Origin of the sequence: Pseudomonas sp. H1h (genome assembly GCF_000633255.1) — a bacterium.
Classification (GTDB): domain Bacteria; phylum Pseudomonadota; class Gammaproteobacteria; order Pseudomonadales; family Pseudomonadaceae; genus Aquipseudomonas.
Genome location: NZ_AYMJ01000003.1, coordinates 311,165 through 336,875 on the forward strand (window position 1 = coordinate 311,165; position 25,711 = coordinate 336,875).

At 62.0% G+C, this 25,711-nt stretch carries 15 protein-coding genes; 9 read left to right on the top strand and 6 right to left on the bottom strand.

Annotation, left to right across the window (positions count from 1 at the left end):
- Nucleotides 1-78 precede the first annotated feature (78 nt).
- The 6 genes from U862_RS0103380 to pepN are packed head-to-tail and all read left to right on the top strand — an operon-like array spanning nt 79 to nt 6,594.
- Entirely contained in the window at nt 79-969 is an 891-nt protein-coding gene (locus tag U862_RS0103380) for an NAD(+) kinase (protein WP_003224174.1), read from the top strand.
- Nucleotides 969-1,940, top strand: coding sequence for a metallophosphoesterase (locus tag U862_RS0103385; RefSeq protein WP_025109102.1), 972 nt, complete (start codon nt 969-971; stop codon nt 1,938-1,940). The genes U862_RS0103380 and U862_RS0103385 overlap by 1 nt, the downstream gene beginning before the upstream one ends.
- On the top strand, nt 1,937-2,806 hold the full coding sequence (locus tag U862_RS0103390; protein WP_025109103.1) for a rhomboid family intramembrane serine protease: 870 nt from the start codon (nt 1,937-1,939) through the stop codon (nt 2,804-2,806). The genes U862_RS0103385 and U862_RS0103390 overlap by 4 nt, the downstream gene beginning before the upstream one ends.
- Before the next feature lie 32 nt (nt 2,807-2,838).
- Nucleotides 2,839-3,099 (top strand): YeaC family protein, encoded by a 261-nt coding sequence (locus U862_RS0103395; RefSeq protein ID WP_007919229.1) that lies wholly within the window; start codon nt 2,839-2,841, stop codon nt 3,097-3,099.
- The gene (locus tag U862_RS0103400; RefSeq protein WP_025109104.1) at nt 3,096-3,926 is read left to right on the top strand and encodes a DUF2797 domain-containing protein; all 831 of its coding nucleotides are present in this window, start codon (nt 3,096-3,098) and stop codon (nt 3,924-3,926) included. The genes U862_RS0103395 and U862_RS0103400 overlap by 4 nt, the downstream gene beginning before the upstream one ends.
- 10 nt (nt 3,927-3,936) lie before the next feature.
- Nucleotides 3,937-6,594 carry an aminopeptidase N gene (pepN, locus tag U862_RS0103405; protein ID WP_025109105.1) on the top strand — a complete coding sequence of 886 codons (2,658 nt, stop codon included), beginning with the start codon at nt 3,937-3,939 and terminating at the stop codon, nt 6,592-6,594.
- A 255-nt stretch (nt 6,595-6,849) separates the two neighbouring features.
- Here pepN and katG read toward each other — a convergent pair whose 3' ends face one another.
- The gene (katG, locus tag U862_RS0103410; RefSeq protein ID WP_025109106.1) at nt 6,850-9,120 is read right to left on the bottom strand and encodes a catalase/peroxidase HPI; all 2,271 of its coding nucleotides are present in this window, start codon (nt 9,118-9,120) and stop codon (nt 6,850-6,852) included.
- 336 nt (nt 9,121-9,456) lie between these two features.
- On the opposite strand from katG, the gene U862_RS0103415 reads away from it, so the two are divergent.
- Entirely contained in the window at nt 9,457-11,493 is a 2,037-nt protein-coding gene (locus tag U862_RS0103415) for a TonB-dependent receptor (RefSeq protein WP_025109107.1), read from the top strand.
- A 53-nt stretch (nt 11,494-11,546) separates the two neighbouring features.
- On the opposite strand, the gene U862_RS0103420 is transcribed toward U862_RS0103415, so the two are convergent.
- Nucleotides 11,547-13,757, bottom strand: coding sequence for an LTA synthase family protein (locus tag U862_RS0103420; RefSeq protein WP_025109108.1), 2,211 nt, complete (start codon nt 13,755-13,757; stop codon nt 11,547-11,549).
- Nucleotides 13,758-14,205: 448 nt separating this feature from the next.
- Between U862_RS0103420 and U862_RS0103425 the strand changes: the two genes are divergently transcribed.
- Nucleotides 14,206-14,805 (top strand): hypothetical protein, encoded by a 600-nt coding sequence (locus U862_RS0103425; protein ID WP_256214615.1) that lies wholly within the window; start codon nt 14,206-14,208, stop codon nt 14,803-14,805.
- 176 nt (nt 14,806-14,981) lie between these two features.
- Here the strand turns inward: U862_RS0103425 and U862_RS0103430 are convergent, their stop codons facing one another.
- From U862_RS0103430 to U862_RS0103445, 4 genes are all read right to left on the bottom strand, one after another.
- Nucleotides 14,982-15,461, bottom strand: coding sequence for a copper chaperone PCu(A)C (locus U862_RS0103430; RefSeq protein ID WP_025109110.1), 480 nt, complete (start codon nt 15,459-15,461; stop codon nt 14,982-14,984).
- Complete coding sequence (locus tag U862_RS0103435; protein ID WP_025109111.1) at nt 15,461-16,066, bottom strand: SCO family protein; 606 nt, start codon at nt 16,064-16,066, stop codon at nt 15,461-15,463. The genes U862_RS0103430 and U862_RS0103435 overlap by 1 nt, the downstream gene beginning before the upstream one ends.
- Before the next feature lie 156 nt (nt 16,067-16,222).
- Entirely contained in the window at nt 16,223-17,629 is a 1,407-nt protein-coding gene (locus tag U862_RS0103440) for an efflux transporter outer membrane subunit (protein ID WP_029977436.1), read from the bottom strand.
- A gap of 105 nt (nt 17,630-17,734) precedes the next feature.
- Nucleotides 17,735-18,529: a helix-turn-helix transcriptional regulator gene (locus U862_RS0103445; RefSeq protein WP_025109113.1), complete on the bottom strand. Its 795-nt coding sequence runs from the start codon at nt 18,527-18,529 to the stop codon at nt 17,735-17,737.
- Between the two features lie 488 nt (nt 18,530-19,017).
- On the opposite strand from U862_RS0103445, the gene U862_RS0103450 reads away from it, so the two are divergent.
- Nucleotides 19,018-25,431, top strand: a complete 6,414-nt coding sequence (locus U862_RS0103450; RefSeq protein ID WP_025109114.1) for a non-ribosomal peptide synthetase — start codon at nt 19,018-19,020, stop codon at nt 25,429-25,431.
- Nucleotides 25,432-25,711 lie beyond the last annotated feature (280 nt).

The following is a 25,711-nucleotide window of genomic DNA, read 5'->3' on the forward strand; positions in this document are numbered from 1 at the left end:
GGCTGAAAGGATTTTGTCTATGGCGGGCTTTCGCCCATAATCGTGTTTTTCGCGTTTTCGATTGTCCGCAGAGGTCCCATGGAGCAATTTCGTAATATCGGCATCATCGGTCGCCTGGGTAGCTCCCAGGTGCTGGATACCGTCCGCCGACTGAAACGCTTTCTGCTCGATCGTCACCTGCACGTGATTCTCGAAGACACCATCGCCGAAGTCCTGCCGGGCCATGGCCTGCAGACCTCATCGCGCAAGATGCTCGGCGAAGTCTGCGACATGGTCATCGTCGTCGGTGGCGACGGCAGCCTGCTCGGCGCTGCACGGGCGCTGGCCAAGCACAATATTCCGGTGCTGGGGATCAACCGTGGCAGCCTCGGCTTTCTGACCGACATTCGTCCCGATGAGCTGGAAGTCGAAGTGGCCAAGGTGCTCGACGGCCATTACCTAGTGGAAAACCGCTTCCTGCTGCAAGCCGAAGTTCGCCGCCATGCCGAGGCCATCGGCCAGGGCGATGCGCTCAACGACGTGGTGCTGCACCCGGGTAAATCGACGCGGATGATCGAGTTCGAGCTGTACATCGACGGCCAGTTTGTCTGCAGCCAGAAGGCCGACGGCCTGATCGTCGCCACCCCGACCGGTTCCACCGCTTATGCGCTGTCCGCCGGCGGGCCGATCATGCATCCCAAGCTGGACGCCATTGTGATCGTGCCGATGTACCCCCATATGTTGTCGAGCCGGCCAATTGTGGTCGATGGCAACAGTGAGCTGAAAATCGTCGTGTCGAAAAACATGCAGATCTACCCGCAGGTCTCCTGCGATGGGCAGAACCACTTCACCTGTGCGCCGGGCGACACCATTACCGTCAGCAAGAAAGCGCAGAAGCTGCGGCTGATTCACCCGCTCGACCACAACTACTACGAAGTCTGCCGGACCAAGCTCGGCTGGGGCAGCAAGTTGGGTGGTGGAGGCGACTGATGCTCGATCCCGCGCGCAGTTATGACTTGATTGGTGACGTGCACGGATGCGCCCTGACCCTGGAACACTTGCTTGACCGACTCGGTTATCACAAGCAAGGCGGGGTCTGGCGGCATCCATCGCGCATGGCCGTGTTCGTCGGCGACATCATTGACCGTGGCCCGCGGATCCGCGAGGCACTGCACATCGTCCACGACATGGTCGAGGCCGGACAGGCGCTGTGCATCATGGGCAACCACGAATTCAACGCACTGGGCTGGAGCACGCCGGCCCCTCCGGGCAGCGGCAAGCAGTTTGTCCGCGAGCACACGCCGCGCCATGCGCGTCTGTTGCACGAGACCCTGACCCAGTTCGAGGGCCACTCCGGCGACTGGCACGATTTTCAGCGCTGGTTCTACGAGTTGCCGCTGTTTGTCGATGCCGGGCGGTTCCGCGTGGTCCACGCCTGCTGGGATGCCGGGCTGATCGAGCCGCTGCGCGCGTTGTTCCCCAATGGCTGCATCGACGAACACTTCCTGCAGGCTTCGGCAGTCCCGGACAGCTTTGCCTGCACCGTGTTCGATCGCCTGTTGCGCGGCACCGACATGCGCCTGCCGGATGGGCTGACCATGACCAGCGGCGACGGTCTGGTGCGTTCGTTCTTCCGTACCAAGTTCTGGGAAGACGACCCGAAAACCTACGGCGACATCGTCTTCCAGCCGGATGCACTGCCGGAGCCGGTGGCGCAGAAGCCGCTGACCTCCAGCGAAAAAAACAACCTGCTGCGCTACGGCGTCGATGAGCCTTTGCTGTTCGTCGGCCATTACTGGCGCAGCGGCAAACCGGCACCGATCCGCCCGAACCTCGCGTGCCTCGATTACAGCGCGGTGCTCTACGGCAAACTGGTGGCCTATCGTCTGGATCAGGAAACACGCCTGGATCCGCATAAATTTGTCTGGGTCGATGTCGAGCGGCCGGAGGTGCTGCAATGAGTGCGGTAGCGGTATTGCGTCTGCCGTTGGCGGTAGACCTGAGCGGTTTTGTCAAACTGTTGCAACGCATGCAGGTGCCCCATCGGGTCAGCGAGGAGGCGGGGGAGCAGGTGCTGTGGGCACCGTCGGAAATCAGTGAGGATGTGCGTTCGCTGTACGAGCGTTTTCCAGCCGGCGATCCCGATCAGCAACTGGACATCCCGCTGGCCCCGACCTTCAAGCGTCCAAGCTTCGCCGAGCAACTCAAACACGCCAGGGCCACCGGTTTCATCCTGCTGCTGAGCCTGCTGGTCGGCGGCCTGACGTACCTGGGTGACAACCTTGAGACCGTGCGCTGGCTGACCTTCCTCGACTTTCGCGTCGTCGGCGATTACATCCACTTCACACCACTGGCCGACAGCCTTGCGGCGGGGCAGTGGTGGCGGCTGTTTACGCCGATGCTGTTGCACTTCGGCATCCTCCACCTGGCCATGAACGGCATGTGGTACTGGGAACTGGGGCGGCGCATCGAATCGCGCCAGGGCAGCATCAATCTGCTCGGCCTGACGCTGCTGTTCAGCCTGGTGTCCAACTACGCGCAGTTTGCCTGGAGCGGCCCGACCCTGTTCGGCGGCCTGTCCGGCGTGTTGTACGGGCTGCTCGGTCACTGCTGGATCTTCCAGTTGCTGGCACCGAACCCGGCGTATCGCCTGCCGCGTGGCGTGCTGGTGATGATGCTGGTGTGGCTGGTGATCTGCATGTCCGGGCTGGTCTCGATGATCGGATTCGGCCAGATCGCCAACGCCGCCCACGTCGGCGGGTTACTCATCGGATGCTTCACCGGTTTGTTGGGTGGTTTGTATAACCGCCGTAAACTGGCCGCCTAAAATTTCAGTGAATAAAGAGCACGGAGACCCTGATGTCCTCTTTTAACGACATGATCAACAACATTACCCCGGACATCTACGAGAGCCTGAAACTGGCCGTGGAAATCGGCAAGTGGTCCGACGGTGGCAAGCTCACCGCCGAACAGCGTGAGCTATCGCTGCAGGCGATGATCGCCTGGGAGATCCAGAACCTGCCTGAAGACCAGCGTACCGGTTACATGGGCCCGCAAGAGTGTGCGTCGAAGTCGATCGAAGTGCCGAACATCCTGTTCAAGTCGGACGCTATCCATTGATCGAGATTGGCCGCGGTGCAGTCAGCAAAATGTCGGCGCGCCTGGACGGGCCGAATGTGCAATACGCGTTTCGTCTGGATGACGTCGAGGTGCCGGTCAATCCCATGATCGGCACCACGGTGCGTCTGGAATACCTGGGGGCGATCCATTGCACCCATTGCGGGCGCAAGACCAAAACCAGTTTCAGCCAGGGTTACTGCTATCCGTGCATGACCAAACTGGCGCAGTGCGACATCTGCATCATGAGCCCGGAGCGCTGCCACTTCGAGGCCGGCACCTGCCGCGAGCCTGCGTGGGGCGAGAAATTCTGCATGACCGATCATGTGGTGTATCTGGCCAACTCGTCGGGGATCAAAGTCGGTATCACTCGCGCGACGCAACTGCCGACCCGCTGGCTCGATCAGGGCGCGAGTCAGGCATTGCCGATCATGCGCGTGGCGACTCGGCAGCAGTCTGGCTTCGTCGAAGACCTGTTTCGCAGCCAGGTGGCGGACAAGACCAACTGGCGCGCGCTGCTCAAGGGCGACGCGGCGGCGGTGGATCTGGCCCAAGTACGCGATCAGCTGTTCGCCAGCTGCGCCGAAGGGCTGCAGGGGCTGCAACAGCGATTCGGCCTACAAGCAATTCAGACGATTACTGATGTAGAACCTCTCGAAATCCGCTATCCGGTCGAGCAATACCCGGCCAAAATCGTCAGCTTCAACCTGGACAAGAACCCGATTGCCGAAGGCACGTTGCTGGGGATCAAGGGCCAGTACCTGATCTTCGACACCGGCGTGATCAACATTCGTAAGTACACGGCTTATCAGCTCGCCGTGCATCAATAAGGATTCCAGCATGCGCACCGAACAACCGAAGATGATTTACCTGAAGGACTATCAGGCGCCCGAGTACCTGATCGACGAGACGCACCTGACCTTCGAGCTGTTCGAGGACCACAGCCTGGTTCACGCGCAACTGGTGATGCGCCGTAACCCGGCGCGCGGCCCGGGCCTGCCGCCGCTGGTGCTGGATGGGCAGCAGCTGGAGTTGCTGTCGGTGACCCTGGCCGACCAGGAACTCGGCGCCGACGACTATCAGCTGACGGAAAACACCCTGACCCTGCAGCCGGCCAGCGCCAGCTTCACCGTCGACACCAGCGTCCGGATCCACCCGGAAACCAACACCGCGCTGGAAGGCCTGTACAAGTCCGGCACGATGTTCTGCACCCAGTGCGAGGCTGAAGGCTTCCGCAAGATCACCTACTACCTCGACCGCCCGGACGTGATGAGCAAGTTCACCACCACGGTGGTCGCCGAGCAGCACAGCTACCCGGTGCTGCTGTCCAACGGCAACCCGATCGCCTCCGGCCCGGGCGAAGATGGCCGGCACTGGGCGACCTGGGAAGACCCGTTCATGAAACCGGCGTACCTCTTCGCGCTGGTGGCCGGTGATCTGTGGTGCGTCGAAGACACGTTCACCACCATGACCCAGCGCAACGTCGCGCTGCGCATCTATGTCGAGCCGGAAAACATCGACAAGTGCCAGCACGCGATGAACAGCCTGAAGAAGTCGATGCGTTGGGACGAAGAGGTCTACGGTCGTGAGTACGACCTGGACATCTTCATGATCGTCGCGGTAAACGACTTCAACATGGGCGCCATGGAGAACAAAGGCCTCAACATCTTCAACTCCAGCGCCGTGCTGGCCCGCGCCGAAACCGCCACCGACGCCGCGCACCAGCGGGTCGAGGCGATCGTCGCCCACGAATACTTCCACAACTGGTCGGGCAACCGCGTGACCTGCCGCGACTGGTTCCAGCTGTCGCTGAAAGAAGGCTTCACGGTGTTCCGCGATGCCGGTTTCTCTTCGGACATGAATTCGGCCACGGTAAAGCGCATTCAGGACGTGGCGTACCTGCGTACCCACCAGTTCGCCGAAGATGCCGGGCCGATGGCCCACGCGGTGCGTCCGGACAGTTTCATCGAGATCTCCAACTTCTACACCCTGACCGTGTACGAAAAGGGCTCGGAAGTGGTCGGCATGATCCACACCCTGCTGGGCGCCGATGGCTTCCGCAAGGGCAGTGACCTGTACTTCGAACGCCACGATGGCCAGGCCGTGACCTGCGACGATTTCATCAAGGCCATGGAAGATGCCAACGGGGTCGACCTGACCCAGTTCAAGCGCTGGTACAGCCAGGCCGGCACACCGCGTCTGGCGGTGAGCGAGTCCTACGACGCGGCGGCAAAAACCTACAGCCTGACCTTCCGCCAGAGCTGTCCGGAAACCCCGGACAAGGTGGAAAAACTGCCGTTCGTGATCCCGGTCGAACTGGGCCTGCTCGACAGTCAGGGCAACGAGATTGCCCTGCGTCTGGCCGGTGAAGCGGCGGCGCAAGGCACCAGCCGCGTGATCTCGGTGACCGAAGTCGAGCAGACGTTCACCTTCGTCGACATCGCCGAACAGCCGCTGCCATCGCTGCTGCGCGGTTTCTCGGCGCCGGTGAAGCTGAGCTTCCCGTACAACCGCGACCAGTTGATGTTCCTGATGCAGCACGACAGCGACGGCTTCAACCGCTGGGATGCCGGTCAGCAACTGTCGGTACAGGTGCTGCAGGAGCTGATCGCCCAGCAGCAGAAGGGCGAGAGCCTGGTGCTCGATCCGCGTCTGATCTCGGCGTTGAAAACCGTGCTGTCCGATGAGTCGCTGGATCAGGCCATGGTCGCCGAAATGCTCTCGCTGCCAAGCGAAGCCTATCTGACCGAAATCAGCGAAGTGGCGGACGTCGAGGCGATCCACAACGCTCGCGAGTTTGCCCGCAAACAATTGGCGGACAACCTGTTCGAAGCGCTGTGGCTGCGCTATCAGGCCAACCGTGATTTGTCGAAGCAAACCCCTTACGTGGCCGAGGCCGAGCATTTCGCTCGTCGTGCGTTGCAGAACATTGCGCTGTCGTACCTGATGCTCAGCGGCAAGCCCGAGGTGCTGGCCGCCACCCTTGAGCAGTTCGAAAACAGCGACAACATGACCGAGCGCCTGACCGCGCTGGCTGTGTTAGTCAACTCGCCGTTCGACGAGCAGAAGGCGCGGGCGCTGGCGAGCTTCGCCGAGCACTTCAAGGACAATCCGCTGGTCATGGATCAGTGGTTCAGCGTGCAGGCCGGCAGTACTTTGCCGGGCGGTCTGGAGCGTGTGAAAGCCTTGATGCAGCACAAGGCGTTCAACATCAAGAACCCGAACAAGGTGCGCGCGCTGGTCGGTGCGTTTGCCGGGCAAAACCTGATCAACTTCCATGCCGCCGATGGTTCGGGCTACCGCTTCCTCGCGGACCTGGTAATCGAGCTGAACGGCTTCAACCCGCAGATCGCTTCGCGCCAATTGGCACCGCTGACCCGCTGGCGTAAATACGACACTGCGCGGCAGGCGTTGATGAAGGCCGAACTGGAGCGGATTCTGGCTTCGGGGCAGTTGTCGAGCGATGTGTACGAGGTGGTGAGCAAAAGCCTGGCGTAACCCGTAACGAAATGTGGGAGCGGGCTTACTCGCGAATACGGTGTATCAGGCACAGAGATGTCGACTGATACTCCGCTTTCGCGAGCAAGCCCGCTCCCACCGTTTTTATTGGGGCGAACACATATTCTGTCCCCGCCACAGATCCTTGGCAGGAGTGAGCCTGTTTGAGAATGCGGTGTGTCAGACAAGGAGATGTCATCTGATACACCGCAATCGCGAGCAGGCTCACTCCTACAGGGGGTTGCGTCTAGTCAGCTACTTCAGGTCAAACCGATCCAGGTTTGTCACCTTCGTCCAGGCTGCCACGAAGTCCTTCACGAACTGTTCTTTGGCATCCGAACTGGCATACACCTCGGCCAATGCCCGCAGTATTGCGTTGGAACCAAACACTAGATCAACCCGCGTCGCCGTCCATTTCACGCTGCCTGTTTTGCGGTCGCGTCCTTCGAACTCGTCCGCCGCCGGTGACGTCGGTTTCCACTCCACGCCCATATCGAGCAGGTTAGTGAAGAAGTCGTTGGTCAGCGCTTCGGTGCGTGTGGTGAACACGCCATGCCGGCTCTGCCCGACGTTGGCTCCCAATACCCGCAGACCACCCAGCAGCACGGTCATTTCCGGGGCGGAGAGGGTCAGCAATTGGGCCTTGTCGACCAGCAATGCTTCGGCTGAAACGGTGTATTTGCCCTTGCTGTAGTTACGGAAGCCATCGGCAATCGGTTCGAGGAAACCAAACGACTCGACGTCGGTTTGCTCCTGAGTCGCATCCGTGCGCCCTGGATTGAACGGCACAGAAACCGAGTGCCCGGCGTTTTTCGCCGCTTGTTCGACCCCGGCATTGCCCGCCAGCACGATCAGGTCTGCCAGCGAGACTTTCTTGCCGGAAGCTCCGGCATTGAACTCGTTTTGAATGCCTTCGAGGGTCTTCAGCACCTTGTCCAGTTGCTCAGGCTGGTTGGCCTGCCAGGAGCGCTGAGGCTCCAGACGCAGACGGCCACCATTGGCGCCACCGCGTTTGTCGGAACCGCGAAACGTAGACGCCGCGGCCCACGCGGTGGAGACCAGTTGCGACACCGAGAGGCCGGATGCCAGCACTTTGCTTTTCAGCGCCTGCGCATCGTTGCTGTCGATCAGCGGGTGAGTGGCGTCAGGAATCGGGTCCTGCCACAGCAGTTCCTCGTTGGGCAGTTCCGGGCCGAGGTAACGCGAGAGCGGGCCCATGTCCCGGTGGATCAGCTTGTACCAGGCGCGGGCGAAGGCGTCTGCCAGTTGATCCGGGTTGGCCAGGAAGCGCCGGGCGATCGGCTCGTAAATCGGGTCGAAACGCAGGGCCAGGTCGGAGGTGAGCATGGTCGGCGAGAGTTTCTTGCTCGGATCGTGGGCATGCGGAACGGTGTCGGCCCCGGCGCCGTTTTTCGGTTTCCACTGGTGCGCACCGGCCGGGCTTTTGAACAGTTCCCACTCGAAGCCGAACAGGTTTTCCAGATAGTTGTTGCTCCACTGGGTCGGGGTGGTGGTCCAGGTCACTTCGAGGCCGCTGGTGATGGTGTCGGCGCCCTTGCCGCTACCGAATGCGTTGCGCCAGCCAAGGCCTTGTTCTTCCAGCCCGGCGGCTTCCGGCTCAGGCCCGACGTTGTCGGCGGGGCCGGCGCCGTGGGTCTTGCCGAAGGCGTGACCGCCGGCGATCAGGGCCACGGTTTCTTCGTCGTTCATGGCCATGCGGCCGAAGGTTTCGCGGATGTCGCGACCCGATGCGACCGGATCTGGATTGCCTTCAGGGCCCTCCGGGTTCACATAAATCAGGCCCATTTGTACGGCGGCCAACGGGTTTTCCAGATTGCGTTCGCCCTGATCGGTGCGGCTTTGCTCTTTGCCGTGCAAATCGGGTTCGGCTACCAGCGTGCCGTCACCGGGTTCCTGCATGGCGGCCTTGTCTTTGCCATAACGGCTGTCGCCGCCCAGCCATTCATGTTCCGACCCCCAGTACACGTCTTCATCCGGCTCCCACACATCAGGACGGCCGCCGGAATAACCGAAGGTCTTGAAGCCCATCGATTCCAGCGCGACGTTGCCGGTGAGGACGATCAGGTCGGCCCAGGAAATGTTTTGCCCGTACTTCTGTTTGATCGGCCACAGCAGGCGGCGGGCCTTGTCGAGGCTGACGTTGTCCGGCCAGCTGTTGAGCGGGGCGAAACGCTGTTGTCCGGAACCGGCGCCACCGCGGCCATCGGCGGTGCGATAGGTGCCGGCACTGTGCCAGGCCATGCGGATGAACAGCGGGCCGTAGTGGCCGAAGTCTGCCGGCCACCAGTCCTGAGAGTCGGTCATCAGCGCGCGAAGGTCTTGTTTCAGCGCCTGGAAGTCGAGGCTCTTGAAGGCTTTGGCGTAGTCGAAGTCCTTGCCCAGCGGATCGGACTTGGGCGAGTGCTGGCTGAGGATCTTCAGGTTCAGTTGATTCGGCCACCAGTCACGGTTCGTCGTACCACCACCGGCGGCGTGGTTGAACGGGCATTTCGATTCGTTTGCCATGTTCGGGTCCTTATCAGGTCTCTACGGCCGGCTCGTGCCGACTTCGGACTAGTAAGGCTAGACCCGACTCGGGCAGTCAGCTAATAGGCCGACTATTGGAGGCTGATAGCCGCAGTCTTTCAGCGCCTTCATGCGCTTTTGCAGGCTGCCGGGCCGTTTGACCAAAGCCGCAAATCCGCGTCCTTGAGCGCTTGCTGTACAACAAATTGCAAGAATCGGGATGACAGAAAGAAATGTTATTGTATAACATAAAAAAGATTTCATTCTGTTTCTGCCGGTAATTATCAGCAAAACGCCGGCAGCGATTCTCATTGTTCTGCTCATGGAAGTTCTGAAATGCCTGCCCGTTCCCAGCCCCTTCAACGACGCCTGACGCCTCTGGCCGCCACGCTGCTGCTTGCCTCGCCGGTGTTCGCCGCCGAACCGCTCGAGCTGCAACCACAAGTCATCACTGGCAATCCACTGGGCAGCCAGACCCTGGCATCGCCCTCGACCGTCCTCAGTGGCGACGACCTCACGTATCAGCAGAAAGGCAGCCTGGGCGAGACCCTGAACAAGCAGCCCGGCGTGTCCTCGTCATACTTCGGCCCGGGCGCGAGTCGGCCGATCATTCGGGGGCAGGACGGTGACCGCATTCGCATCCTGCGCAACGGCGTCGGCGCGCTGGACGCTTCGTCGCTGTCCTACGATCACGCGGTGCCGCTGGATCCGGTCAATGTCGAGCGCATCGAAATCGTCCGCGGCCCGGCAGCGCTGCTGTACGGCGGCAGCGCGATCGGCGGGGTGGTCAACACGTTCGATAACCGCATTCCTACCGAAGCCATCGACGGCATCCATGGCGCCGGCGAGCTGCGCTACGGTGGCGCCGACACGACCCGCAGCAGTGCGGGGAAACTGGAAGCGGGCAACGGCCAGTTCGCCTTGCACCTGGATGCCAGCGCCCGTGAATTCAACGATCTGAAAATCCCCGGTTACGCCAAGACCGGCGCTGCGCGCGCCAACGACGACGGTGATTCGCGCAAGCATCGGCTGGCCAACAGCGACGGGCGCCAGGACGGCGGCGCTGTTGGCGGTTCCTACACCTGGGATGACGGTTACGCCGGTCTGTCCTACAGCAATTACGATTCGAACTACGGCTCACCCGCCGAAGATGACGTGCGCATCCGCATGCAGCAGGAGCACTACGCGTTTTCTTCGGAAATCCGCAACCTCGACGGCCCGTTCAGCTCAATCAAACTCGACGCGGGTTACACCGATTATGAGCATCGGGAAATCGAGGGCGGTGAAGTCGGTACAACCTTCAAGAACAAGGGTTACGAAGCACGGGTTGAGGCTCGGCACCAGCCGCTGGGGCCGTTCAATGGGGTGATCGGCGCTCAGGTCAGTCGCAACGAATTCTCGGCGCTGGGCGAAGAAGCATTCGTGCCGCACACCGATACGGATGCCGGCGCACTGTTCATTCTGGAAGAGTTACAGGCCACCGAGCGACTGCTGTTCACCCTCGGCGGGCGACTGGAACACACCACGGTCGATCCGGATGCCAAAGGCAACGAGCGCTTCGCCAACGCCGACCGCTCCAGCAGCTTCACCGCCGGCAGCCTGTCGTCCGGCGCGGTGTACACGCTGACGCCGATCTGGTCGGTCGCCGCGACACTGGGCTACACCGAACGCGCCCCAACGTTTTATGAGTTGTACGCCAACGGCGCGCACGTCGCGACCGGCACCTATGAAGTCGGCGACGCCGGACTGTCGAAAGAAAAAGCGGTGTCCAGCGACCTGGCGTTGCGCTTCGACAATGGCACGCACAAGGGCAGTGTCGGCGTGTTCTATAGCCATTTCTCCAATTACATCGGTCTGCTAGGCACGGGTCGCACGCTCAATGACGAAGGGGAACAGGACGCCGGTGGCATTCCCGAATACACCTACTCGGGCGTGCGCGCACGTTTCAGCGGCATCGAAGCGCAGGATCGCTGGACGCTTGGCGAAAATGCCTACGGCAAGTTTGCCCTGGAACTGTCGGGCGATTACACCCGTGCGAAGAACCTCGACAACGGCCAAGACCTGCCGCGCATCGCGCCGCTGCGCTTGAACAGTGGTTTGTTGTGGGAACTGGATCGCTGGCAGGCGCGGATCGATATCGAGCACGCCAGCTCGCAACATCGCGTGCCGGCCAACGAAAGCAGCACCGATGGCTACACCACGCTGGGCGCCAATGTGGGTTATCACTTTGATGTCGGTCAGAGCAAATGGCTGGCTTTCGTCAACGCCGAGAACCTGACCAACCAGACCGTGCGTTACGCCAGTTCGATCCTGCGCGACGTTGCGCCGGCAGAAGGGCGCAGCATTCAGGTGGGATTGCGCACGACGTTCTGATTGGACCCGGCGATTGCCAACGTCACGCCAGGTGCGTGACGTTGGCAATATCCTCAACTCGATTGCGCGGTGTCGTCGTCCGGCAGCGCATCCAGTGGATCTTCCTGCCCTGGCAACTCAGTGATCACACTGAAATCCGTGACCTCGACCGCCCCCAGCCCATAGCCCAGCAAGTGGAACGAGAAGGCCTTGCGCTGTTTCGGGTTGTCGAAACTGAAATCCATCTCCAGTGGCTGGTCCGCCGTGGCGACCATCTCGGTCGGCAGTCCCAATTGCACGTCCTGTTCGAACTCCTTGGCCTTGAGCTGAATGTACGCCGTCTGCTGTGGATCGACTGAACGCACGGTCAGGCGCACGCGAGTGTGCGAGCCCTTGGGCATTTCCAGGTATTGCGCACCGATCAGGTTGTCGGCCCAGTCATCCTTGATCTGCGCCTGCAGCGGGATCACGTTGTTGCTGCCGAACTGATAGCGTTGATTGAGCGGTGTGCGCAGCAGCGACAGGTCCAGCGCCATGGCGCGCGCCGCAATCTGTCGGGCCTGCTGGCTGCTTTCGTTGCCCTTGAAGGTGGCGCTGTCGGCAATGAACCCGGCACTTTCGTAGTAGCGGCAACGGCGCGGCATGTCGCACTCGGAGAACGTCCCCTGACCGTTGTGGTAGCGCAGTTTGCCGTTGGTGTAAGACATGATTTCACGCCCGCTGGCGTAGTCGCGAAACAGCGAGCGGCCGCTCAATGCCGTAGGCACCGGCAGGTCGAAATAGTCGAGGATCGACGCGCTCAGGTCGACATGCCCATAGACTCCGGCATTCAGCCGCGGCAGTTGTTCGTGTTCCGGCGCCAGCGTCAGGTTGAAACCCCAGGACGATGCCAGGCGCACGCCATCGATGCCGTGGGATTCATCCGAGGTGATCACCACCAGCGTGTCCTTGAGCACGCCCTGGCGTTCGAGACCGCTGAGGAACTGCTCCAGCGCATCGTCGAGATAACCGACGGCGGCCTGTTTCGGTGTGTCGTAACGCTCCAGGTATTGCTCCGGTGCGGAGTAGGGCTGGTGCGTGCCGACGGTCAGCAGGGTGAGCATCCACGGTTGTTTCTGCTTCTTCAGTTGGCTGACGTAATCCAGTGCGCCTTCGAAGAACGCCTTGTCATCCTTGCCCCAGGGGAATTCCAGGTAGTTGGCGTTGGTGAACCACTCCAGACCATGGGTCGCATCGAAGCCGATGTGCGGCATGATCTTGTCTTTGGCCATGAAGCGCAGCCCGGCGCCTTGCAGGTAGTGGGTGCTGAACCCGTTCTGCCGCAGTTGCGCCGGCAGGCATGCCTGATTGCGTTCGTGCTGGGTGAGCATTTCCACGCCCTTGGGCGTACCGTTGTTGAGTTTGTCGTAATCGCCACAGAGCATGGCGTACAGGCCGCGAATGGTCTGGTGGGTATGCAGTACGTAATCGGGCGTGTTCATGCCTCGCTCGGCCCAGCGGCTGAGGTTGGGCATCAGGTCTTCCTGATAATGGCTGCCGATCGCCTCGCGGTTGGCGCGGATGTAGGCGCCGGGAATGCCTTCCAGCGTAATGATCAGTACGTTGCGCGCCTGCCCCGGCGCGGCCAGCAGTTTGTGTCCGTTGAGGTCCAGATCCGTCAGCCCGGTCATCTGCGGCGCGGGTTCTTCGGCGTCACCGTCCAGCCATTCTTCGGCCTGCAATTGCAGATCGGCCACCTGCGTGGCGAGCAAGTGGTGCGGCAGGTTGTACAGGCGCCACGGGTCTTGATCGTTCGGCCACAGGTTCTGCACACCCCAGTGCGCGGCAAACAGCAGCGCCGGTGCCGCCCACAGCGTGCGGGGCAGTGCGGGCGCGGGTTGGGCGCGATTGGCGAAACGGGTCGCTAGCCAGAAAATCAACGCCAGTCCCAGAATGATGCCCACGGCAGGATGGGCAAGACCGCCCCCCGTGGAGTTTTCCACGAACTGCGGGTCGCTCAGATAATGCAGATCGGCAGGGTTCGGCAGTCGGCCGACCGCGCTGACCAGCTCGGTCGTAGCCACCGCCAGCAGGCCCCAGAACAACAGCAACGGCAACGCCCACCACCACGCACGCCGATGCAGCAACACCAGCAGCAGGCTGCCGATCGCCAGATCGGACAAGTAGCCCAGCGGCGATGACCAGCCCAGCGCCGCGCGCAGGCACACCGGTACGATCAGTACCAGCAGAATCAGAGAAAAGAGGCGGGCGTGTGGTTGCCGCAACCAACGAAAAAGAACGCTCACAAAAAGATCTTCCAGCCATCAAACCGTCATAAAAGTGTGCGCGATGATACCAAGGGTGGGCTGTCTGATCGCCCTTTTAAACACATGCCTGATCTGCTCTCGTCAGCCCGGCAGATGCCCTCACGCCGTGCCAGGCGTTCGTGTCAGCCGAATAGGGGACCAATGATGAGTGGTGTGCTCCGGTGGATTTATTGTTTCAGACTGTTTAAGGGGCGCCGTCGCAGGCTCCGGTCGATGTGCTTTGTGGACAGGGTGATAGCCACTCAGTAGCATTTGCGCCCAACGGATTTTCCCTTTGCACGTCGCCCGGCGTGGAACCCTCAAGGAATCGACATGCGCGACACCCCCAATGGCCAACAACGAACGGTCGTGACCCTGGTCAGCGGCGAGATTCACCATAAAACCCGGATCAGTTCCAGCTCGGGGATGTCTCGGCAAAGTGTGCGTGATGCATTGGCACGAAAGCATTGATGACGACAGGCCAGAATTAGCCATGCAAGCGTTCAAGAGTGGAAAGATCGTCGTCGAGTTCGCTGATTTCAGAGGAACGATGGTTCGCCATGAGCAGTTTTTGATGCCTGACAGCGGGCGTCAGGATCGATATTGGGTCAGGACTGCACAGGGTGACCTGTCGCTGGATCTGTTCAACAAGGACCTGCCGGTCAAGCGGGGCCATGAGATATCGGTGCTCTACGGCTGCGTGCCGGGCGGCGAGCTCAGGAGCGCGATCTGTGTGTTCAACCACTGCGAGGGCCGACTCACGCCGCTGTCGGAGGGGAAAGCACTTCACGAAGAGTTGTTTCCTCGCAGCCGGAAGAACCTCCCGTTTATTGCCTGCCTGGCGACTTCCGCAGTGGCGGGGGCCTACTTCGATTGGTGGGGCGCGTCTGCGGGATTTGTCGTTTACTACCTGCTGAAAGCCGAGAGCGCCAAACGCAACATGCTTCTGGTCAATGGTCTGAATCTGCATCTGGAGAAATTGAGCAAGGGCTATGTGCGTGAAGCGACTCGGCGCAGGATCACGCGGTTGCTCGCGCGAAATCTTTGAACCAAGGGATGTGGGACAGTTATTCGCCGACGACTCATTTATGAACGCAGCGACTGCGTTTGGGCGGCCAGACACATGATCACCCGCGCGATTGCGCCAACGTGTAACGCGCAAAAAAAAAGGGGCGGCCTGATCAATCGATCGGGCCGCCCCTTTTTCATTACCGCAAAGTCGGATCAATGCATCTTGCTGTGATCGTGACCTTCCATAGTGGTCAGCGAACGGACTTGGGCTTTGACTTCAACGGTCTCTTTCTCGCCCTTGGCGTTTTCCACGGTGAGGGTCAGCGGCACGCTTTCGCCTTCCTTGAGCTGGCCGTTCAGGCCCATCAGCATCACGTGGTAGCCGTTCGGGTCGAACTTGACGGCTTTGCCGGCCGGCAGGTCAACCGATTTGACCGGGCCCATGCTCATCACGTCGTTCTTCATCGACATTTCGTGGATCTGCACATCTTTGGCCACTGGCGAGGCAACGCTCAGCAGTTTGCTGTCGCTGTCGGCGGTGACGGTCATGAACGCGCCGCTGGCCGATTGGGTCGGCACGGTCGCACGCACCCAGGCGTCGTCGACCTTGGTCTGGGCGGAAACCTGAAATGCCAGGCCCAGCAGGGACAGACCGAAAACGGCGCGTTTGATGTTGTTCAGAACGGGGTGCATCAGCAGACCTCCATAACGGTGAGCAAATCTTCCGTGCACTCTTGTGCCGAAAGCGATACAGACAGACCCATGCGCAGCTGGCCGCGCGAGTCGTAGACGTAACTGGTGGACGTGTGGGAGATGGTGTAAGTGTCGCCCGCCGGCACCTTCTCGTAGAACACGTCGAATTCCTTGGCGGTGGCCTTGGTTTCTTCCAGCGTGCCGTACAGCGCGACGAAGCTCGGGTCGAAGGCTTTGACGTAGGCGTCGAGGATCTGCGGCGTGTCGCGCTCCGGGTCCAGGGTGATGAAAATCACCTGCAGACGGTCGCCGTCCTTGCCCATCAGTTTCTTGATTTGCGCCGCGCGGGCGAGGGTGGTCGGGCACACCGCCGGGCATTGGGTGAAGCCGAAGAAGATCATCGGCATCAGGCCACGGAAGCTCGACAGCGACATGGTTTCGCCGTCGGTGCTCTTCAGTTTGAAGGTGCGTCCGAGGATCTTGTCACTCAGGTCCTTGCCGTACTTGTACGACAGTTGGCCACGGGTGTCGCAGCCGGCGAGCAGGCCCAGGCCCAGCACGCCCATTCCCGCAAGCACCTTGCGGCGAGTCAACAAAGCCGTCATCTAATACCGCCTTTTGCAGCCCGTCAGTCAGCAGGACTGGCGGGGGGTTAACCGTAAAAGCGGCGCATGATACCAAACTGCAGGCAGACGCCGGCCGCGGATCGCCGCGCAGCGTAGGATCGGGCGACAAAAGGTGTAAGAAAAAGTGACGAGTGACTACTGAACGCTGACCTCATCGGCCCGCCAGCCGCCGCCCAGCGCGGTGTACAGGTTGACCTCGGCGACCAGTTGCGCCAGCCGGTCAGTGATCAGACCCTGCTGCGAACTGAACAGTGAGCGCTGTGCGTCGAGAAACGTCAGGCTGCTGTCGACGCCGTTCTGGTAACGGTGTTGCGCCAGGTTGTAGTAGTCCTGCGTGGCCTGCACCAGGTCGCGCTGCGCCTGCAGTTGTTGCTGGTACGTGCCTCGTGCCGCCAGTCCGTCGGCGACCTCCTGGAACGCGGTCTGAATCGATTTCTCGTATTCGGCGACGGCCACATCTTTTTGCAGTTTCGAATAATCCAGGCTCGCGCGCAGGCTACCGGCGTTGAAAATCGGCAGGTTGATTTGCGGCTGGAAAGTCCACGCACCGGACCCTGCGCTGAACAGCCCGGCGAGATCGCGGCTGGAGGTGCCGGCGTTGGCGGTCAGGCTCACGCTGGGGAAAAACGCCGCACGCGCCGCGCCGATATTGGCGTTGGCGGCCTTGAGTTTCGACTCGGCCTGAAGAATGTCCGGGCGCCGTTGCAGCAGGTCCGACGGCAACCCGGCCGGCAGTTGCTGCACCAGATCGCTGGACAGCGGCTGCGCGGGCAACGTCGCGGGGACCTGAGTGCCGACCAACAGTGTCAGGCTGTTCAGATCCTGAGCCACTTGGCGTTGATAGCGCGCCAGATTGGCTCGCGAGCTGTCGACGCTGGTCTTGGCCTGCGCCTGTTCCAGCGCCGAAGACTTGCCGGCATCCCGGTTGCGGGTGGTCAGGCGCAGGCTCTGTTCGTCGGCCGCGAGGGTCTGGCGGGTCAATTCGAGCAGCTCCTGATCGGCACGCCAGGTCAGATAGGCATTGGCGACGTTGGCCACCAGGCTCAGCTCGGCACTGCGCCGCGCCTGTTCGGTCGAAAGCCAGGTCTGCAACGCCTGCTCGCTGAGGCTGCGTACCCGGCCGAAAAAATCCAGTTCATAGGCGCTGACGCCCAGATTCACCCCATAGGTCGAATTGATCAGCGCTTTGCTGCGGGTCACGCTGGGCGGCACGCGCTGGCGCGATTCACTGGCGTTGGCCGACACCGCCGGCAGCAGGTCGGCGCGTTGGATCCGGTACTGCGCCTGAAACGCCTCGACGTTCAGCGCCGCCACCCGCAAGTCGCGATTGTTGACCAGTGCGCTTTCGATCAACTGTTGCAGAGCCGCGTCGTTGAACAGCGTGCGCCAGTCTTCAGTGCGCGTTGCAGGCTGTGTCTGTGCCGGGTAAACGGCGCCTTGCGGATACTGCGCAGCGCTCGGCGAGGCAGGGCGCTGGTACTCGGGAATCAACGAACAACCGGCCAACACAACGGCCAGGGACAATAAGGAAATGCGCAACATCGAACGTTCTCATGCAGAAAAAAGGCGTGCCCGTTTCGGCACGGTCGGGCCAGGGCACTGCAGCCCCTCGGCCCAATGGAAAATCCTGATTGCGCTTGTCGGGGATCAGGCCCCGGCCATCCACCGTGCCAGGCCATGCCGCCCGCTGACCCCGAGTTTGGCGGTCGCACGTTTGAGATAGGTCTCGACCGAACTGCTCTTGACCCGCAGCTTCTCGGCCAACTGCGGCACGGTGCCGCCGGTCAGCAGACCGAGGCAGACTTCTTTTTCCCGCGCCGATAGAACGACGCCGCCCAGCGCCAGACGCTCATCGAACACCTGCTGCAAGGGTGCCTGTTCCAGATCGGCCAATGGCTGGCGTGGCTGTTTGGCGATGATCTGCCGACTCAGGTGCGCGTGGCGCTCGATCAGCGGCAACAGCGTGTCGGACAGGCTTTTGAGAAACGACAGCTCCGGCAGGGAAAACACCCGTTGCGTATGCGGCCGATAGAACGAGATGACACAACGGCGGTTGGAGGTGCGCGATACCAGATTGCACTGGTGCACGCTGTGCTGCGGATGTCTGGGCTGGAGCGATGCTTTGAGTTGAATCAGCAGTGAATCATTCATCTCGATCATCTTCTGCAACAGCGGATGATCGTCCGGGCGTTGCAACGGATCCGGCGGCGGGAAGGTCTGCGGCAGGCCCGCGCTGCCCAGCGCCTTGATCTCGACCACGCTGGCCTGGCGTTCGTCCAGCGTCCATTCGCTGAGATCGACCCGGTTGACCGGCACCAGGGTGTCGACCAACTGGAACAGGTTGCTGGCGAAATGATCGTCGCCGGTGCTGGCAATCAGTTCTCCCAGTTGCCAGTAGAAATGCGGGTTTTCCATGTTGCGAATGCTGCCGGTCAGATTCATATCCTTGTCATCCCTGGTTCCGAGTCATCACCGAGTCGTCCGCTGTTTATGCAAAAGCCGCCCACGCAATCATCTCTCCTTGAAACTGATCTGGGGCGGGATTTAAGCCTATGGTTTTGCCCTGCGTCTGTAGGGGAAACCGGGGACACAAAGTGCCATCATTTCTGAAAGTTGGCGCCGGGCTTCTGACGGTGTTTGGTACAGGTGCCGTGCTTTGTGTGACTGTTTGGTCACGTTAAAGCCCCGGAAACCGGGGAAGTTGCGCTGTTGTGTGCTGGCTGAGCAGGTCGATGGCAGCGCTAGCGTGTGGCATTTTTCCTACAAGCTTTTCAGTGTTTCCTCTCCGAACTTTTAGAAAGTTCCGGCCCTATCAGGCACAACAAGGGCTGACAGCCCCGTGCGGCGGACCGGATTGTCCGGGTTTCACGTGTCATGTCAGCGCCGGGGGCGATGCTTGAATAGGCGCAAAATCACATGAGAAGGATCTTATGCCGCCTATTTCTGCCCCTGCGGCGGACACCCCGTCCGCATCGCTCCAGACGTATCCGCTGACTGCTGCGCAGTTGGACATCTGGCTGGATCAGCTGAGTCGCGGCGATTCGCCGTTGTACAACATCGGCGGGTATATGAACCTGAGCGGCCCACTGGATCCGGCTTGCATGCAGGCGGCCCTCGAAGTTCTGGTGGCCCGGCATGACGCCATGCGCACGGTCCTGTTGCCGGGCGCCGGTGTCGATGGCCTGCCTTTGCAGCGATTTGCCCACGCTTTGCCTGCACCGATGCCGATTCACGATGTGTCGGCGCACGCCGACCCGGAGTCGGCAGCGCGGGCATTGATTCAGCAGCGCATCGATCAGCCCTTCGTGCTGGATGGCGGTCCCTTGTTCCGTTTCCTGCTGATCCGCCTCGACGAGCAGCGGCATTGGTTGTCGATTCTGGCCCACCATTTGATTGTCGATGGCTGGAGCTTCGGTGAAATGCTCAAGTCGCTGGACGAGATCTACAACGCCTTGGCGCACGGCCGGCCCGCACCGGCCACCGCGCCGTCGTACATCGACTTCATCGAAGACAATGCGCGCTATCACGGCTCGCCCCGCTATACGCTGGACCGTGCCTACTGGCTGGATAAGTACCGAGAATTGCCCGAGCCGCTGCTGCTGCCGCGCCACCAACAGAGTCTGGCCGGCGCCGCTGCCCAGACTCAGGTCCTTGCGCAGCCCCTGCCGGCGCTGCTGCACCAGCGCATGAAACAGGTGGCGCGGGAGTTTGGCGCTTCGGCGTTCCATGTCCTGCTGGCGGCGTTGCACGTGTATTTCAGCCGCACCGCGCAGCGTGACGAATGGGTGGTGGGGCTGCCGATCCTCAACCGCTCCGGTGCACGCTTCAAATCCACCCTCGGGCTGTTCGCGCAAATCAGTGCAGTGCGCATGGGCTTTGGCCGCGAACAGACATTCGGTGAGCTGATCAGGGCCATTCGCGATGAACTGAAAAAGGATTTCCGTCATCAGCGCTTTCCCTTGAGTGAGATGAACCGCGCCCTGGGCCTGTTGCGCGAGGACCGTTCGCAACTGTTCGAACTGACCGTTTCCTACGAGCAGGACACCCACGATTACCGCTACGGCGAGGCGCTGGCGCGGGTTACCAAGGTCTCCAACGTGGAAGAGGCGACGCCACTGGCGGTGCACCTGCTGAGTAATCTGGCCAACGATGACGCGCGCCTGTACCTGATTTACAGCGAGGCGTATTTCAGTGCCGAGGAGGTCAAGGCTCTGGCCGAACGCTGGCTGCTGATCCTGGAACAAGGACTGGAGGCGGTGAACCTGCCGGTCATGGAGTTCAGCCTGAGCACTCCTGAAGAAGTCGCGCTGCTGCAACAATGGAATGCGACGCGGGTGGACTATCCGAGCGTAACCACGATTGAGCAGCGCATCGAGGCTCAAGCGGTGCAACGGCCGCAGGCGTTGGCGGCGGTTCACCAAGGGCAATGCCTGACTTATGCCGAGCTCAATCAGCGCGCCAACGCGCTCGCTCATCATCTGCTCAATCTCGGCGTGCGCCCGGATGACCGGGTGGCGATCATCGCGCGGCGCGGGCTCGACACGCTGGTCGGGCTGTTGGCGATTCTCAAGGCTGGCGCCGCCTATGTACCGCTCGACCCGGCGCACCCGGCTGAACGCCTGAGCTATCTGCTGGATGACAGCGCGCCGCAGGCGGTGCTGACTCAAAGCGCATTGCGCGGGCATCTGCCGGCGTTGTCGGTGCCGGTGATCGAGCTGGATCGCCAGACTTGGTCCGCCGCCAACCTTGGCGCGCCGAAAGTGCCCGGACTGACCCCGGCAAACCTCGCCTATGTGATTTATACCTCCGGCTCAACCGGCCTGCCCAAAGGGGTGATGGTCGAGCACCGGACCCTGTGCAATCTGGTGGATTGGCACGCTGACGTTTTCGACTTGAATGCCGGCAGCCATACCTCAAGTCTCGCCGGGTTCGGTTTTGACGCGATGGCCTGGGAAGTCTGGCCGGCGCTGTGCGTGGGCGCGATCCTGCACCTGGCGCCCGCCAGCGATGGCAGCGAAGACATCGATGCGCTGCTCGACTGGTGGCGTGCGCAGCCGCTGGATGTCAGCTTTTTGCCAACCCCGATTGCCGAATACGCGTTCAGTCGGCAACTCGATCACCCGACCTTGCGCACCCTGCTGATCGGTGGTGATCGCCTGCGTCAGTTCCCGCGCCAGCAATCGTTCGCGGTGATCAACAACTACGGCCCGACCGAAGCCACGGTGGTGGCGACCTCCGGGCGTATCGACGCCGGGCAGGCGCTGCACATCGGCAAACCCGTGAGCAACGCCACGGTGTATCTGCTCGATGAGCAGCAGCAACCGGTGCCGCTTGGCGTGAGCGGTGAGTTGTACGTCGGCGGTGCCGGGGTCGCCCGTGGTTACCTGAACCGTGCGGACCTGACCGCCGAACGCTTTCTGCGCGACCCGTTCAGCGCTGAAACGGGGGCGCGGATGTACCGCACCGGCGACCTTGCACGCTGGCGCGCCGACGGCCACCTGGAATATCTGGGTCGCAATGACGACCAAGTGAAAATCCGTGGTGTACGCATCGAGCCGGGGGAAATCGAGAGCGCACTCGCCAGCCATGCGGCGGTGCGCGAAGCCGTGGTGCTGGTGCGCGACGGGCAGTTGTTGGCCTGGTTCACCGAGCAGGCGCCGCTGGACATCAATCAATTGCACGGGCACCTCAAAGAACGCCTGACCAGCGCCATGCTGCCGAGCGCCTACGTACGCCTGCCGGCTCTGCCGCTGACCGCCAACGGCAAGGTTGACCGCAAGGCGCTGCCGGTGCCCGGGCCGGACGATCTGATTCGTCGCGAATACGAAGCGCCGCAAGGCGAGGTCGAAATGGCCTTGGCGCAGATCTGGGCTGAAGTGCTGCAAGTCGAGCGGGTCGGGCGTCACGACCATTTCTTTGAACTGGGCGGGCATTCGTTACTGGCGGTGATTCTGATCGAGCGCATGCGTCAGCTCGATTTGAGCAGCGACGTGCGCGTGCTGTTCAGCCAGCCGACCCTGGCGGCACTGGCCGCCTCGGTCGGCAGCGGGCGCGAAATCGAGGTGCCGGCCAATCGCATCGCGGCCGATTGCACGCACATCACTCCAGCGATGCTGGCGCTGGTGCAACTGGAGCAGGCGGACATCGAGCGAATCATCGCCACGGTGCCGGGCGGAGCTGCCAATGTGCAGGACATTTATCCGCTGGCGCCGTTGCAGGAAGGCATTCTCTACCACCACATCACCGCCGCGCAGGGCGATCCGTACCTGCTGCAATCCCAATTGGCGTTCGACAGTATCGAGCGCGTCGAGGCCTTCGCCGCTGCGTTGCGCCAGGTCATGGCGCGTCATGACATTCTGCGCACGGCGGTGGTCTGGGAAGGCTTGAGCACGCCGGTGCAGGTGGTGTGGCGTGACGCGCTGCTGCCGTTGCAGGAAGTCGAACTTGATCCGCTTGACGGGCCGATCCTCGAGCAGTTGCACGCGCGCTTCAACGCCCGGCGTTATCGTCTTGACGTCAGTCAGGCGCCGCTGATGCGTCTGGTGTATGCCCGTGACCCGGCGCTGGGCAGGGTGGTGGGGATTCTGCTGTTCCACCACCTGGCGATGGACCACATCGCCCTCGAAGTGATGCGCGGCGAGTTGCAGGCCAGTCTGTCGGGGCAGGCTGTGGCGCTGGCGCCGCCAGTGCCGTATCGCAATTACGTGGCGCAGGCGCGGCTGGGCGTCAGCGAGCAGGAGCACGAGGTTTTTTTCCGCGAACAACTGGCGGACATCGATGAACCGACCCTGCCGTTCGGCCTGCAAGAAGTGCAGGGCGACGGGCGCGGCATCGACGAGGCGCAGCAGGCGCTGCCGACAGACGTCTATCAGCGTTTGCGCCATCAGGCGCGCCAGGCCGGTGTCAGCGTCGCGAGCCTGATTCATCTGGCGTGGGCGCGGGTGCTGGCGGCGACGTCCGGTCAGCAACGTGTGGTATTCGGCACGGTACTGATGGGACGCATGCAGGGCGGCGAGGGTGCTGACCGGGCGCTGGGGGTGTTCATCAATACCTTGCCGCTGCGCATCGACGTCGACGCCGGAGTGCTGGACGCCGTGCGTGTCACCCACGCGCGGCTGACCGCGCTGCTCGGGCACGAACACGCTTCATTGGCGCTGGCCCAGCGTTGCAGCGGGGTGGCGTCGCCGTCGCCGCTGTTCAGCGCGCTGCTCAATTACCGGCACAGTGATGAATCGGAGTTGCTGGAACCGTCCCGGCAGTCCTGGCAAGGCATCGAAACCCTGGCCAACGAAGAACGCACCAACTATCCGCTGACCATGAGCGTGGATGATTATGGCAACGGCTTGCGCCTCACCGGCCGGGCTGTGGCGCAGATCGGCGCGCAGCGGATCTGCGGTTACATGCACGCGGCGTTGAGCGGCCTGGTGCAGGCGTTGGAGCAGGCGCCGCAACAGCCGTTGAGCCGTTTGCCGATTCTGCAAGCCGATGAGTTGCAGCGCTTGTTGGTGGACTTCAACGCGACGCAAGTCGAGTGCTCGCTGGAGCAACCGCTGCACGCCTTGTTCGAAGCACAAGCGCAGCGCAAACCGGACGCCGTCGCGCTGCTCGGCGGTGAACGCAGCCTGACTTATCGCCAGCTTAACGAGCGCGCCAACCGCCTCGCCCATCACCTGCGCGAACTCGGTGTGCAGCCGGATGCGCGGGTGGCGATCTGCGTCGAGCGTGGGCTGGATCTGGTGGTTGGTCTGCTCGGCATTCTCAAGGCGGGCGGCGCCTATGTGCCGTTGGACCCGGACTATCCGCTGGAACGTCTGAACTACATGTTGCTGGACAGCGCGCCGGTCGCGCTGTTGGTGCACGGCGCCACACGCCAACTGCTCGGTGACCCGGGTGTGGCGCTGATCGACCTGGATCGCGGCAGTTGGGAGCAGCAGCCGACAGGCAATCTTCAGGTACCAGGCCTGAGCGCTTCGAACCTCGCTTACATGATCTACACCTCGGGTTCTACGGGCCTGCCGAAGGGCGTGATGATCGAGCACCGCAGCGCCTGCAACATGGTGCACTGGGGTTCGCAACTCAGTCCGCCAACCGAACACGGCGCACTGCTGCAAAAGGCGCCGTTCAGCTTCGACAGTTCGGTGTGGGAGATCTTCTGGCCGCTGTGCTCCGGCATGCGTCTGGTGCTGGCGCGGCCCGACGGCAACCGCGATTCGGCTTACGTGGTGCAGACCATCCGCCAGCAACAGGTGACGGTGGTCAAGTTCGTCCCGGCGTTGCTGCAGCAGTTCATCGAGCAGGAGGGTGTCGAGCAATGCACCAGCCTCACCGACGTGCTTAATGGTGGCGGCGAACTCAGTGCTGCGCTGGCGCGGCAGGTGCGCGCACGGCTGCCGTGGGTGCGTTTGCACAACGTTTACGGCCCGACCGAAACCACGGTCGACAGCACCGGCTGGACGCTGGAACCGGCAATGCCGGTGCCGGACAGCGCGGTGCCGATTGGTAAAGCGTTGAGCAACACGCGTTTGTATGTGCTTGACGCTTACGACCAACCGGTGCCGCAAGGCGTCAGCGGTCAGTTGCACATTGGCGGTGTCGGCGTGGCGCGCGGTTATCACGGCTTGCCCGAGATGCAGGCCGAGCGTTTCATCGACAGCCCGTTTGTAGCGGGTGATCGGCTGTACCGCACCGGCGATCTGGTGCGTTACAACAACGACGGTGAACTGGAATTCCTTGGTCGCAACGACTTCCAGATCAAGCTGCGTGGCTTGCGTCTGGAGCCAGGAGAAATCGAGGCGCGGCTGATCGAGCATCCGGCAATTCGCGAAGCGGTAGTGATGGTGCGCGACGAACGTCTGGTGGTCTGGTACAGCGTGCGCTCTGGCGTAGATGAACCCAGCCTGGAGACCTTGCGCGCCCACGTGCTGGAGCGTTTGCCGGAGTACATGGTGCCCGGTGCGTTCGTGCGTCTCGACGCCTTGCCGCTGACACCAAACGACAAGATCGACCGCAAAGCCCTGCCGGAACCGGGTGCGGATGCAGTGATCAACCGGCCTTACGTGGCGCCGCAGGGGGACGTCGAAACCACGCTGGCGCAGATCTGGGGCGAGGTGCTCGGTGTTGAACAGGTCGGGCGGCACGACAACTTCTTCGAACTGGGCGGGCATTCACTGCTGGCGGTGAGTCTGGTGGCGCGCATGCGTCAGAGTGGTCTGCACACCGACGCCCGGGCACTGTTCAGCCAGCCGACGCTGGCGGCGCTGGCGCTCAGCACCACCGATCAGGCGCAGCAAGTGCTCATTCCACAAACCACCATCCCGAGCCTCAACCGCAAACGCCGGCTCTGACCCGGAACTGATTGTGCAAACCAAACCCTGTGGGAGGGGGCTTGCTCCCGAATGCGCTGTAACAGTCGCCATCAATATCGACTGAACCAGCGCATTCGTCGGAACGCCGCCCGGAGCAAGCCCTCACCCACAGGGAGGATCTGCGGCGCCAAGGCCGGCCGCTTGTCCCCGCTTCCCATGTCAGCCCCCCAGGCCTCGATGTTTTAGCTTTTCCCGGCTGCGCGCATCTCGCACGGACTCGCGGCTGCGCGCTCCTTTTTCTCGTATTTACAGCAGGTTA